This window comes from Shewanella marina JCM 15074 (assembly GCF_000614975.1).
GTDB classification, from domain to species: domain Bacteria; phylum Pseudomonadota; class Gammaproteobacteria; order Enterobacterales; family Shewanellaceae; genus Shewanella; species Shewanella marina.
In genome coordinates this window covers 35,216-48,134 of the sequence record NZ_BALM01000010.1, presented here as the reverse complement: position 1 = coordinate 48,134, position 12,919 = coordinate 35,216, and the positions used below count along the sequence as shown (strand labels likewise).

The following is a 12,919-nucleotide window of genomic DNA, read 5'->3' as shown; positions in this document are numbered from 1 at the left end:
TACCCGTAAAATGAGAACAAAAACGGCGCTATAATAAGCGCCGTTTGTTGAATCTAAGAGTCGTTATTTCAAATAACTAATTAACTGTGCTTGTTGCGCTAATAAACTCTGGAATAGTGTAAATTGATTAGCGGCTCGCTCTAAGTTATGGCCGGGGTGATGAATATTAAAATATTTATCGCCATCTAAATGATCAGTTAAAAAACGTACTCCGATCATTAAGCACATTACTTTAGCGCCTAGCCATAAGCTTTGACGTTCAAGCTCTGTTAATGTTTGGCCTAACTCTGCGAGATAACCACGACAAATTGCCGCAAAAATGGCTTCACGCACTTCAACGTTAGCAAGGTTAGTTGAGTCTTCTGCTTCAGGTGAAGTAAAGGTTCGCACCATATCACCAAAGTCATACATCAAATGACCTTTCATACAGGTATCAAGATCGATAATCGCTAAGCTCGACATATCACGCTTATCAAACAACATATTGTTGATTTTAGTGTCATTATGGCAAGTTCTTAACGGTAATTTTGCTTCAATATCTGCGAGCTCAGTTAATAGCTCTGTCTGTGCTAACACCAAATCGAACCATTGTTGGCACTCGCCTAATCGACCATACATATCGATGGCAGCCGCTTGTTTTAATGCTTCAATACGTCCCGGTAAATAATGGAACTTTGTAATCACATCTTCTAATTGGGTTGCGTCTAAATCAGATAACGCATTGGCAAAATGACCAAATGCCTTAGCTGCTTTTTCAGCTTGCTGCTCACTCTCAATCACTTCAACACTATGACTATGATCTAAATAGCTGATTGCACGCCAATAACCCTGTTCACCTAAATCAACCGCTAATTCACCCGTGCTAGCTGCAATCGGCGCCACCACCTGTAATTGATATAAGCTCTGCGTTCGCTTTTGGGTTAAATGCTGACTCACTTTATCTGCATTGGCAATTAATGCATCTGGAGTGGTAAAGACTTGGGTATTAATACGTTGCAATACAAATTCGGTATCTTGATCGCGCACTAAAAAGGTGTCATTGATATGACCATTGCCCAGCGGGGTGACACTGGCGTCAATACTGACTGCAAAGTATGGCAGCACTTGCTGCTTAACAAAATTATTCACCCTGTAACTCCGATAATTGTTGTTTAACCCAATCCGCATCGTCTGCGTAAGTCACACCAAACCATGGCGATTGGCTCACTTCAACACGTAATAATTGCGCTTTTTTGTCTAATTGTTGTTGCACCACTGCAGGCAGGTAACATTCGCTAGTTATGCCCGTAGAGGGTGCTTGTATAAACTCAATAAGAGCTTGTTCAATTGCAGTAAAAATTGCTGACGTAAAGCCCCAACAAGTCATTGAAACTAATGTATTGTCGGTCAGTGGTAATAATTGCCCATGCAATTCACCGTAAAGACCTTGTGCGGTTTGCTTAATTTGAAGGTATTCATCTACATGCGTCAAATAGCCTTGCGCCACTTGGCAAACACCACGATTAACACCGCCATGTTCAGATAAAGTTAAGTGCAGTGGATACGCAACCATCATCCACTCCTCTTTTTGCTTGGTTAACCCCTGAACCAACATCTCAAACGCATGGTCGCCATAATAATCATCGGCATTAATCACTGCCATAGGGCCATCAATTAAGGCGCGGGCACTCCACAATGCATGAGCCGTACCCCATGGTTTTTGTCTAGCCGCTAATGCTGCGGGCAAAGCAAGGGGTAAGTCAGTTAATGCTTGATAACAGTAATGAATAACAAACTGCGACGGAATAATAACTGCAAGTCGTTGACGTAACTCAGCCTCTAACTCAGGTCGAATAACCAATACCGCTTGGTCAAAACCGGCGGCGACGGCAGATAACAAGGATAGCTCTAATAATGTCTCGCCATTTGGGCCAAGCTGAGCTAACTGTTTATCGCCACCAAAGCGGCTGCCCATACCAGCAGCCAAAATTACCAATGTTGTTATCATTTTATCGTGTAAGTAGAGTTTTAGAATGCAATCGCTTAGTTTATCGTTTGTAGACGCACATTCCTAGCATCTACAAATATTCATTAAACTCTGCGCGGCCAGTTAATGCTGCCCCACTGCCTTTTAAGCTAAATTGCTGACCGCATAGCTGCACACTATTACGTTTGGCCATATCGCGAATTAAGCTTGGCTATCTAACGCTGAAAATTCAGCTTCAACAATATGATCAGCGATTACCTTAACCTGTAATGGTCGATACTTATTGCCACTATTAAACATAATATAGGCACAGGTATTATCCCCAATCGCAGTCGCTTGCGACCATAGCGGCCCGAGGTTCGCATCAATATTGCGCCAACGCATTAATAGCTGTTTATTGGCCAGCACAAGACTAAAACCATCGGGTAGTGTCACCATCACCTCAGTCACAGGTGCGACCTCAGGGGAATACTCGACAGTCGTCTCTGATGACGACCAAAAATGCCAAACAACAGCAATAGATGCCAATAGCAACATGGCTGCTGCCGTTGCAAATAACCAGTATCGATATTGAATAGCCATGTGATAGCACTGAGTTAACATCGCGGTTAACGAACCTTGTTCAAGCCCTTGTTTACGCTGCTCTTGTGCTAATGACGCCTCTATTTCAGCTCGATCAACTTGATGCAATTCAAAATTGTCATTGAGCTGATGCATATCTTGATTAAAGTCGAGGGTTGGGGCAATCACCACTTCGCCAGGCATTGAAGGTTCCACCCGCTGCGCTGGACGTCGGGGAGCGCGAGCTTCAGTGACTGGCCCACTATATCCTTGTTGATATTCAATCACATTGGGACTACGGCGCAGGGCAAAGCCAACCGTGAGTACGATGGCAAAGAGCAACCAGAAGATTGTAAACAGTGGGCTTAATGAATGCGCTAACACACTGCAGTACCCTAGCAATGGAACCGCTAAAATAGCACTAAAATATAATGGTAATTGACTGTCACGCAACCGGCGTACACCCGTTAATAACAGTACTGGCATCAATAACAATGCAGCCAGATACAACATAGGGGTAAAGCCAAATAAAAGCGCGAATAAAGATAAAGCTAAATAACAAATGCTACTAATGGCAAGAAAACGCGGGCCATTATCGCGGCCTTGGTGACAAATAATCGATGCATCCACAGTGATAACTCTCCTTGCTAATCCTCCAGAGACTAACCAAAATCTGCCAAAAAGTCAGTAAACTAATAACAATATTAAAGCGAATTATCTACCATCGATAACAAGCCTTTATCCCATTGCCTATAATCTACAGAATATATGCGACTTCTATTATGAATATACTTTCGCAGGTTACTAAAATAGCAGTATAATAACCCGCTTTAGCCATCGCGCATCATTTAAGCAAACTGGAACAATAATCATGACCGCACGCGGAAACTTATTTATTGTGTCGGCCCCTAGCGGCGCCGGAAAATCGTCACTTATTTCGGCACTACTACAAGATAATCCTGCAAATATGCAAGTATCTGTGTCACACACCACTCGTGCACCTCGCCCCGGCGAAATTAATGGTCATCATTACCACTTTGTCGATCAAGCACAATTTAAAGACTTGATTGCAGAGGAAGCTTTTTTTGAATGGGCAGAAGTTTTTGGTAACTTTTACGGTACTTCACGTACAGTAATTGAACAAACTTTGGCTAATGGCATCGATGTCTTTTTAGATATTGATTGGCAAGGCGCGCAGCAAGTTAAAAGATTAATGCCTGAAGCAGTGGGTATTTTTATCTTGCCTCCGTCAAAAACTGAGCTTGAACACCGCTTAACTGGTCGTGGTCAAGACAGTGCAGAGATTATTGCTGGCCGTATGGCACAAGCAGTCTCAGAAATGTCGCACTATAATGAATATGAATTCGTGATTGTAAACGATAATTTCAATACAGCTTTAACCGATTTGCATGCCATCATTCGTAGCCAGCGTTTAACCAACGCTAGCCAGAGCCACGCTCACAATGATATGCTTGCTGATCTATTGGCAGATTGACTGTCATAGTGTACAATTTTGCGTCATTTTTTCCTTATCGATAACACTGGAGTTTCCACACATGGCTCGCGTAACAGTAGAAGACGCCGTAACACAAATCGGCAACCGTTTTGATATGATCCTGGTTGCAGCGCGTCGTGCTCGCCAAATTTCTGTACAGGGTAAAGACCCTATGGTTGAAGAGCAAAACGATAAGCCAACCGTGATTGCATTACGTGAAATCGAACTTGGCCTAGTAACCTCTGATACTCTTGATGCTGATGAGCGTCAATCAGTACGTGAGCGCGAAGCTGCAGAAATTGCTGCTGTAGCAGCAATTGCTGAAGGTCGTTCACTATAATATAGGAGTTAGTCACTTGTATCTGTTTGAAGGACTTAAAGAATCGGCTTCAACTTACTTAGAATTGGAGCAGGTTGATTTACTCAAGCAGGCATATCAAGTTGCGCGTGATGCCCATGAAGGCCAAATGCGCACCAGTGGCGAACCTTATATTACCCATCCGGTTGCGGTAGCCCGCATCCTGGCCGAGATGCGTCTCGATCACGAGACGCTGATGGCGGCCTTACTGCATGACACCATCGAAGACACCTATGTTACCCATCAAGATTTAGCTGAGTTATTTGGCAGCTCGGTGGCAGAACTGGTAGAAGGTGTATCTAAGCTAGATAAGCTTAAATTCCGCGATAAAAAAGAAGCCCAAGCTGAAAACTTCCGTAAAATGATGCTGGCAATGACTCAGGATATTCGCGTTATTCTGATCAAATTAGCCGACCGCACTCATAATATGCGAACACTTGGTGCACTTCGTCCCGACAAACGTCGTCGTATCGCTCGCGAAACCCTTGAAATTTATGCACCCATCGCTAACCGTCTTGGTATTCACAAAATTAAAAGTGAATTAGAAGAGTTAGGCTTTCAAGCTTACTATCCAATGCGTTATCGCGTGCTTAAAGAAGTGGTTAAAGCCGCTCGAGGTAATCGCAAAGAGTTAATTCAAACCATTGAAAATGCGATTCTCACCCGCCTAGAAGATACTGGCTTATCTTGCAGTGTTAGCGGTCGTGAAAAGAACCTATTTTCAATCTATAACAAGATGAAAAACAAAGAGTTGCAATTCCAAGAGGTGATGGACATCTACGCCTTCAGAATTATTGTTGACTCGATTGATACTTGTTACCGCATTTTAGGTGCTATGCATGGTTTATATAAACCGCGCTTAGGCCGATTTAAAGATTATATTGCCATCCCAAAAGCCAACGGCTATCAATCATTACATACTTCACTATTTGGCCCTCACGGTGTTCCGGTTGAGATCCAAATCCGAACTGAAGACATGGATCAAATGGCTGATAAAGGGGTAGCAGCACACTGGCTCTACAAAGATGGTAAAGAACAAGAAGGCACCACTACGCAGGTAAGAGCCCGTAAGTGGATGCAAAGCTTACTTGAACTGCAACAAAGTGCCAGCAACTCATTTGAATTTGTAGAAAACGTTAAAACCGAATTATTCCCCGACGAAATTTACGTATTTACCCCTGAAGGTCGCATTTTAGAACTACCAGTAGGCGCAACTGCGGTCGACTTTGCTTATGAAGTGCATACCGATGTGGGCAACACCTGCGTTGGGGCACGAGTTAATCGTCAAGCATACCCATTAAGCCAACCACTATTGTCAGGCCAAACCGTTGAAATTATTACGGCAAAAGGCGCAAGACCGAATGCGGCATGGCTCAACTTTGTGGTAACGGGTAAAGCGCGCGCTAAAATTCGTCAAATGCTGAAAAACCTAAAAGGTGATGAAGCCATTGCTCTAGGCCGTCGTTTACTTAACCATGCCTTAGGTGATGCCAAGCTTGAAAGCATTTCAACCGAACAACTTAATAAAGTTATTAGTGACACTAAGCATGCCGATTTAGATTCATTATTGGCAGATATTGGTTTAGGTAACGCCATGAGCTTAGTGATCGCGCAGCGCTTACTGGGTGCATCAATTGATATCAATGATGAACAAGCAGTGATGCCTATTCGCGGCGCTGAAGGCATGTTAGTGACCTTTGCTAATTGTTGCCGCCCGATCCCTGGCGATCCTGTCATTGCCCACGTCAGCCCAGGCAAAGGCTTAGTGGTGCATATGGAAAACTGCGCTAACATTCGCGGTTACCAAACTGAACCTGATAAATATATTGCAGTGCAATGGGATAGCGCCGAAGGCGAAGAGTTCCAAGCTAACCTACGTGTTGAAATTATCAATCACCAAGGTGCGCTGGCTAAAATCACCTCAATTATTGCCTCTGCAGGCTCAAATATTCATAATCTGTCTACTGAAGAGCGTGACGGTAAAGCTTTCTTAATTAATCTTAGAATTTCGGTGACTGACCGAATTCATTTAGCAAACGTAATGCGACGGATCCGAGTATTACCTGAGGTATTACGCACTTCACGCAATAAATAACAGGAGCGCGTTATGGCTGAAAAAATTATCATTGCAACAGAAGCTGCACCGCAAGCAATTGGTACGTATTCACAAGCAGTACGAGTCAGAGATACAGTTTATCTGTCAGGTCAAATTCCGCTAGTTGCGGAAACAATGACACTTGTTAGTGATGATTTTGAAGCTCAGGTTAATCAGGTTTTTCATAACCTTGATCTTGTTTGCCAAGCTGCCGGTGGTAGTTTGAATGATATTGTAAAACTCAATATCTACTTAACTGATTTAAGTCACTTTGCGCTCGTCAATGAAGTGATGGGACGCTACTTTAACCAGCCCTATCCAGCCCGAGCGGCACTAGGGGTTAAACAACTTCCAAAAGATGCCCAAGTCGAAATAGACGGTATCATGGAGTTATAAATACTATTTATTTTAAAAAGACGCTTTGGCGTCTTTTTTTATACCTACGAGAATATATGAGCCCAGAACGCTTTCAGCGCATTAATGAAATGCTAGATAAACGCCAAATAGACTTAACCGTTTGCTTAGACGGCATTCATAAAAATAATAATTTATCTGCAGTGGTAAGAACTGCAGATGCAGTGGGGATTGCTGATGTTCATGCCATTATGCCGCCCGGCGAAATGCGGGTGACTAACAATACCTCATCGGGTAGCCAGCAATGGGTGGCATGTCACCGCCATAATGATTTCATTCAAGCTTTACCCACGTTTAAAGCACAAGATATGCAAATTATTGTGACTAACTTCAGTGATAAAGCGGTAGATTTTAGAAGCATTGATTACACCAAGCCCACAGTAGTAGTGATGGGTAATGAGCGCGATGGTGTTAGCCAAGAAGCGATTGCACACGCAGATCAACAGGTCATTATTCCTATGATGGGCATGGTGCAATCATTGAATGTGTCAGTTGCTACCGCTTTAATATTGTATGAAGCACAAAGACAACGCCAACAAGCGGGTATGTACCAGCAAAGACAGGTAGATGATGGTTATTGCCAAAAACTACTATTTGAGCAGGGGTATCCTATTTTTGCCAAAGCTTGCCGTCGTAAACAACTGGCTTATCCAAACATCGATCAGCAAGGTCAGATTCAAGCCCCTGACGCTTGGTGGCAAGCGATGCGTGCGATTTCAGAAATCGAAACAGCCACAATATAAACGCTTTATAAACAACTAAATTAAGCGTGATAATTTAGCCAAATGCATTAGTCGCATATAATAAAACAGCACTAAACACTGGTTTGACCTCACGCTTTTCTTAAAAATTTGCACGTAATCACAAACCGATCAATACTAATAATAAATCAAAGCGTTACCTTACTAATTATTTGATTTATCAGTAGCTAACTCTAATTTAGATGTGTAAAACTGACGTACTGATACATCCAATAGTTAACAAATAACGATAACAAATTGGAATAAGCAAATGGATATTCAATTCAAATCTCCAATAGAGATGATCAACCATTGGGCTGAGATTCAGGGCGATAAAATCTATTTACGCCAGCCTATCAATGGTCAGTACGTTGATTTCACATGGAAAGATGTGCATCAAAAAATGCTGCAAATTGCAGGTTCTCTGCGCCATTTAGGCTTAGAACCCGGTGATAAGATTGCAGTATTATCTAAAAACTGCGCCGAGTGGTTTATCACTGATTTAGCCTTAATGTATGGCGGCTATATCAGTGTCCCTGTCTACCCTACCGCCAACGCCGATACCATTCGTTATGTATTAGAACACAGTAAAGCTAAAGCCATTTTTATCGGAAAACTAGACTATTGGGCCGATCAAGAAGCTGGTGTGGGTGGTGATATTCTTAGACTTGCCTTCCCTTACGATACTATGCCTGCACAATATTGCTGGCAGAAATTACTCACCATGGGACAGCCGTTACTTAACTCACCGTTACCGCAACCCGATGACATTATGACGCTAATTTATACGTCAGGCTCTACCGGTCATCCCAAAGGTGCGATTCAAACATTTGAGAGCTTTGCTTGGACCTGCCAAGCCGTAGTGCGTGATTTGCAAACAGGCTTAGAGGATAGATTAATCTCTTACCTACCATTGGCGCATATTACTGAACGTGTGGCAATTGAAGGCTCATCTATCTACTCTGGCACTCAAGTGGCCTTTGTTGAAAGTCTTGATTCATTTGTTGATGATGTTAAACGCGCTAAACCGACTCTCTTTTTCTCAGTACCGCGCTTATGGAGCCTGTTCCAGCAAAATATTATTGCTAAAATCGGCGGAGAGAAAAAGCTCAATACCCTACTTAAAATTCCATTTTTAAAAAGCATTGTTAAACGCAAAATTCAACAAGGTCTTGGCCTTGAACACTGTCGCATCCTAGGTTCAGGCTCTGCACCTATTCCACCATCACTGATTGCTTGGTATCACAAAGTTGGGCTTGATATTAGTGAAGCATGGGGCATGACAGAGAACTGTGCTTATTCCATTATTAACTTCCCATTCAATCCAAGCAAAATGGGCACTGTCGGCCATGCCGTTGAGGGTTGTGAAATTAAACAATCTGAACAAGGTGAGCTATTAGTTAAAAGCCCAGGCTTAATGCAAGGTTACTACCTACAACCTGAACTTAATGCAGTGTCATTTGATGAAGAAGGTTTTTTCCGTACTGGTGACTTATGTGACATCGATAAAGATGGCTGCGTGACCATTACTGGCCGCGTAAAAGATAACTTTAAAACCTCTAAAGGCAAATATGTTGCACCAGTGCCTATTGAACGTAAATTAGCACAGGACTCCCATGTAGAATTAATCTGCGTGATTGGTTCAGGCTTACCTCATCCAATTGCGCTAGTACAACTATCAGAAGGCTCTATGCGTCAGCCTAGAGAAGAGGTTAAGTCGTCCTTAAAAGCAACCTTAGCTGGTGTTAACCCGCACTTAGAGTCACATGAAACGGTCGATGCAATTATTGTTGTCAATGACCCTTGGACGGTTGAAAACGATGTGCTAACACCAACCTTAAAAATTAAGCGTCATGTATTAGAGCAGCGTTATAGTGAAAAAGTTGATGGTATTCGTGGCGGCCAAGTCCTCTACGAAGATGAAATAGAATAACCACTCTGCTCCAGATAGAAGCATGTTCAATTGGACATGCTTTTTTTATAGACATATTTTGTCAAAAGTTTAAAAAAAGCTTATCCTATGCGGCTAGTTTTATACTCAATCTATATAACCTAACTATAAGCAGACACTACTTCCATGTTAATTTTTCTATCCATTCTCGGTGGTTTTATCATTCTTACCGTGGGTGCAGAAGCACTTGTTCGTGGCTCTACCGCTATTGCGTTAAAGCTTGGTATTGCGCCATTAATCATTGGCTTAACCATTGTTGCCTTTGGTACTAGCGCACCAGAACTTGCAGTAAGCGTAAAATCAGCGCTAGCAGGTAACCCGGGCATTGCTATTGGTAACGTTATTGGCTCTAACATTGCGAATATCGGCCTTATCTTGGCGCTAACGGCGCTAATTCGCCCAATCAAAGTTAAATCACAAATGGTTAAGCGCGATATTCCATTAATGATTATTGCGACTTTACTCTTTTGGGGACTATTACTGGATGGTGAACTGAGCTTTGTTGATGGTGTCATTCTAATCACTGCACTGGTAGCTTACTTAGTTTATAGCTATAAAAACTCTGGCAATGATGACATTGATGATGAGCTTGATACTAAGCCTCAAAACCCAGTGTTATCAATTGTATTAGTGCTTGCAGGCATCGGTATGCTTGTTGGTGGTGGTATTCTATTTGTTGATGGCGCGGTTGATTTAGCCAAATCGATGGGCATTAGTGAAGTCATTATTGGCTTAACGATTGTGGCGATTGGCACCAGTATGCCAGAGCTTGTTACTTCAATTGTGGCAGCATTAAAAGGACAAAGTGATATTGCGATTGGTAACGTTGTAGGTTCAAACCTATTCAACATTTTAGCCATCTTAGGTGTGACTGCTATTATTCACCCAGTACACAGCGCGGGTCTGCAAAACTTTGACTTTATGGTGATGCTAGCTTTAGCCGTTATCCTATTACCATTTGCATGGACAGGTTTACGTATTGGTCGCCGTGAAGGTGCCATATTATTGGTGGGTTACCTAGCTTATATTGGTTACTTAATTAGCCAAACTGCTTAATTTCACCTTATAAAATAGCCCCTTTCATGGGGCTATTTTATTTTAAACAGCATCTTTAGTTCCATAAATTATTTGCCCACCAGCTAAAACCATTGCCAGACCACCACACAGTAATAATACCGTTGCTAAAGCCAAGTATTGAACGGCACAATGTAAACCAATACCAATCACTAAATAATAAAATAACCCCAATAATGCCCCTGCACTGCCTAACTGCTGACGATAATGATTCAAAGCCGTACTTAATAAATGCGGTAGCGCGATACCAAACGCAAGAGACACAAGCGCCATCGGCATAAAAAACCACATTGAATGCTGCAATATCGCAACCCCAACTCCACTGAAAAACAAGATAACACTGGCGATAAGTACTATTTGCAGAGAACTTAAACGGGTTTTTAACAGCTTAATATTAATCAGAGAACCCACAATTGAGCCGCTTGCAAGAACAACCGCTGTATAGCCAAAAAAGGTCACACTCAGCGCCATCTTGGCAAACATAAATGGCGCAATGCTGTAATAGGAAAACAGCGCAATATTAAACAAACCGACCATTAAACTGATGTACCAAATATAGCTATCTTTAAGCATCGTCATTGCTAAACAAATTAAGTTATTATTACTCGTTTGTAATGTATGAGTCTCAGCGAGTTGGCAATAGCTCCATATCAATAACCCAACAACGATAAGACCCATTCCGCCAAATACCCATCGGTAACCACCAAACGCCGTTAACTGACTCCCAAGCAACATTCCCACTATGGGACTAAGGCCTATTGAAATACCAATAATAGAAAAAATGTTAGCTAACTCATGACCTTGATAGCTATCGCGGATCATTGTTTGAGTACAGATAGAGCCCACCGCAATAGCAAAAGCACAACCACTGAAGCCGATTAAAAATAGCGTAAATGTTGCTGCATATAAGGTGAATATTACCAACACCGTAAAACTGACTAGGCCTGCGAGCATTGATTGTCGCCGACCGATAACATCACACATGCGCCCCCAAAACACGACTCCGAGTGCAAAAGCAATAAAGAAAAATGACATGCCTTGCCCGGCCTGCGCACTCGTCACTGCAAAATGCTGCTGAATTGAGGTTAATGCTGGGCTATACATAGTTTCCACTATTTGTGGGAACATCAATAATGCCACCGCTAATGGAACTGATATTTTTTGCATCACTTACCTACCTTAGATCGCTAGTTTTCAGCCGATCACTTTCTCGTTCGCTATTTTAATGGTGGTAAGTTTATCTTTGCCGACAATAACCTTATATTAATACTAAGACGTTTTTTATTAAGATAAGGACAAATTGCATTGGCTTATATCGATGTTGACCAACAATTCTGTGCTGATGATTATGATGGCTTAGTGATAGGTTTGGCTGCTAACTTAGGCAACCATAATTCAGGCTTTCATACCCACAATAAGGATCAATTACTCTACTCTAATCAGGGTTGTATGATCATTAATTTAGCTGGACTTAAATGCGTACTGCCACCGATGCGTGCCGCTTGGATCCCCGCAGGAATTGTGCATAACGCTCAAATGCACAATGTGACCCAATATCGTTCGCTGTACTTTGACCCAAGCCTACAAAGTCAATTAAGTCGCGAACTTAAGATAATTGATATCAATCCACTAATGCAGGCGTTACTCGAAAGAATGGCGATGTGGTCGTTTACTAAAGCGAGAGCGGAACAAGTCAATGCAGTGAATTTACTGATTGAAGAACTCAATCAGGCCAATGATAGCCATCTCAATTTACCGCTACCGCAAGATCCTCGTCTAAAACACTGGCTAGCCACCATCAACCATAGTGATTTTATTGCGCCTAGCTTAACTGAGTTAAGTCAGCAAATAGGTGCTAGCAGCAAAACCATCAGTAGAATATTTAGCAAAGAAACGGCTATGCCTTATCAAAGTTGGCGGCAACAATGGCGCTTAATTACTGCCGTAGAACTACTCTCTAATAATCAATCAATTAGTGATATTTCATATCGGCTGGGGTTCGCTAACGACAGCGCTTTCATCAGTTTCTTTCGTCAAAAAACGGGCTTAACACCACGCCATTATATGTATGCCAATACAAGATCATGACATTTGTGCATACTGACAGCACTGCAAAACCACGGCTGAAATTGCCAATAGTCTATTTATTGCAGAAGGCACTGTACGTAACTATTTATCAGAAGCGATCAGCAAACTTAATGCCACCAATCGCATCGATGCGGCCCGTATTGCTAAGCAAAAAGGCTGGTTGTAAAGAAGGTTAAT

General features: G+C 42.3%; 12 protein-coding genes and 1 pseudogene. 9 read left to right on the top strand and 4 right to left on the bottom strand.

Annotated elements, in window-relative coordinates:
• Window positions 1-63 precede the first annotated feature (63 nt).
• The 3 genes from JCM15074_RS09430 to JCM15074_RS09415 all read right to left on the bottom strand — a co-directional run bounded on the left by JCM15074_RS09430 (window position 64) and on the right by JCM15074_RS09415 (window position 3,157).
• Window positions 64-1,128 (bottom strand): phosphotransferase enzyme family protein, encoded by a 1,065-nt coding sequence (locus JCM15074_RS09430; RefSeq protein ID WP_025820973.1) that lies wholly within the window; start codon window positions 1,126-1,128, stop codon window positions 64-66.
• A complete protein-coding gene (locus JCM15074_RS09425) occupies window positions 1,121-1,987 on the bottom strand; it encodes an NTP transferase domain-containing protein (RefSeq protein WP_025820972.1) in 867 nt (288 codons plus the stop codon). Before JCM15074_RS09425 ends, JCM15074_RS09430 begins: the two co-directional genes overlap by 8 nt.
• 180 nt (window positions 1,988-2,167) lie before the next feature.
• Window positions 2,168-3,157 carry a hypothetical protein gene (locus JCM15074_RS09415; protein ID WP_025820971.1) on the bottom strand — a complete coding sequence of 330 codons (990 nt, stop codon included), beginning with the start codon at window positions 3,155-3,157 and terminating at the stop codon, window positions 2,168-2,170.
• Window positions 3,158-3,398: 241 nt separating this feature from the next.
• On the opposite strand from JCM15074_RS09415, the gene gmk reads away from it, so the two are divergent.
• The 7 genes from gmk (at window position 3,399) to JCM15074_RS09380 (ending at window position 10,636) form a co-directional block, all read left to right on the top strand.
• Window positions 3,399-4,022, top strand: coding sequence for a guanylate kinase (gene gmk, locus JCM15074_RS09410; RefSeq protein ID WP_025820970.1), 624 nt, complete (start codon window positions 3,399-3,401; stop codon window positions 4,020-4,022).
• A 61-nt stretch (window positions 4,023-4,083) separates the two neighbouring features.
• On the top strand, window positions 4,084-4,362 hold the full coding sequence (gene rpoZ, locus JCM15074_RS09405; RefSeq protein ID WP_025820969.1) for a DNA-directed RNA polymerase subunit omega: 279 nt from the start codon (window positions 4,084-4,086) through the stop codon (window positions 4,360-4,362).
• Window positions 4,363-4,378: 16 nt separating this feature from the next.
• Window positions 4,379-6,475: a bifunctional GTP diphosphokinase/guanosine-3',5'-bis pyrophosphate 3'-pyrophosphohydrolase gene (gene spoT, locus JCM15074_RS09400; protein ID WP_025820968.1), complete on the top strand. Its 2,097-nt coding sequence runs from the start codon at window positions 4,379-4,381 to the stop codon at window positions 6,473-6,475.
• Window positions 6,476-6,487: 12 nt separating this feature from the next.
• A complete protein-coding gene (ridA, locus tag JCM15074_RS09395; RefSeq protein WP_025820967.1) occupies window positions 6,488-6,871 on the top strand; it encodes a deaminase RidA in 384 nt (127 codons plus the stop codon).
• A 56-nt stretch (window positions 6,872-6,927) separates the two neighbouring features.
• The gene (gene trmH, locus JCM15074_RS09390) at window positions 6,928-7,632 is read left to right on the top strand and encodes a tRNA (guanosine(18)-2'-O)-methyltransferase TrmH (protein WP_025820966.1); all 705 of its coding nucleotides are present in this window, start codon (window positions 6,928-6,930) and stop codon (window positions 7,630-7,632) included.
• Window positions 7,633-7,900: 268 nt separating this feature from the next.
• Window positions 7,901-9,562, top strand: coding sequence for an AMP-binding protein (locus JCM15074_RS09385; protein ID WP_025820965.1), 1,662 nt, complete (start codon window positions 7,901-7,903; stop codon window positions 9,560-9,562).
• A gap of 144 nt (window positions 9,563-9,706) precedes the next feature.
• Window positions 9,707-10,636: a calcium/sodium antiporter gene (locus JCM15074_RS09380; protein WP_025820964.1), complete on the top strand. Its 930-nt coding sequence runs from the start codon at window positions 9,707-9,709 to the stop codon at window positions 10,634-10,636.
• A 42-nt stretch (window positions 10,637-10,678) separates the two neighbouring features.
• Here the strand turns inward: JCM15074_RS09380 and JCM15074_RS09375 are convergent, their stop codons facing one another.
• Window positions 10,679-11,821 carry an MFS transporter gene (locus tag JCM15074_RS09375; RefSeq protein ID WP_025820963.1) on the bottom strand — a complete coding sequence of 381 codons (1,143 nt, stop codon included), beginning with the start codon at window positions 11,819-11,821 and terminating at the stop codon, window positions 10,679-10,681.
• Window positions 11,822-11,959: 138 nt separating this feature from the next.
• On the opposite strand from JCM15074_RS09375, the gene JCM15074_RS09370 reads away from it, so the two are divergent.
• Both JCM15074_RS09370 and JCM15074_RS23995 read left to right on the top strand, forming a co-directional pair.
• The gene (locus JCM15074_RS09370) at window positions 11,960-12,742 is read left to right on the top strand and encodes an AraC family transcriptional regulator (protein WP_025820962.1); all 783 of its coding nucleotides are present in this window, start codon (window positions 11,960-11,962) and stop codon (window positions 12,740-12,742) included.
• A gap of 25 nt (window positions 12,743-12,767) precedes the next feature.
• A pseudogene (locus JCM15074_RS23995) lies at window positions 12,768-12,908 on the top strand (response regulator transcription factor); the annotation flags it as partial.
• Window positions 12,909-12,919: the final 11 nt, after the last annotated feature.

Coding starts and splice junctions, on each gene's coding strand:
- JCM15074_RS09425 (WP_025820972.1), bottom strand. CDS start 1,987: ATGATAACAACATTGGTAATTTTGGCTGCTGGTATGGGCAGCCGCTTT.
- gmk (WP_025820970.1), top strand. CDS start 3,399: ATGACCGCACGCGGAAACTTATTTATTGTGTCGGCCCCTAGCGGCGCC.
- rpoZ (WP_025820969.1), top strand. CDS start 4,084: ATGGCTCGCGTAACAGTAGAAGACGCCGTAACACAAATCGGCAACCGT.
- ridA (WP_025820967.1), top strand. CDS start 6,488: ATGGCTGAAAAAATTATCATTGCAACAGAAGCTGCACCGCAAGCAATT.
- trmH (WP_025820966.1), top strand. CDS start 6,928: ATGAGCCCAGAACGCTTTCAGCGCATTAATGAAATGCTAGATAAACGC.
- JCM15074_RS09385 (WP_025820965.1), top strand. CDS start 7,901: ATGGATATTCAATTCAAATCTCCAATAGAGATGATCAACCATTGGGCT.
- JCM15074_RS09380 (WP_025820964.1), top strand. CDS start 9,707: ATGTTAATTTTTCTATCCATTCTCGGTGGTTTTATCATTCTTACCGTG.
- JCM15074_RS09375 (WP_025820963.1), bottom strand. CDS start 11,821: ATGCAAAAAATATCAGTTCCATTAGCGGTGGCATTATTGATGTTCCCA.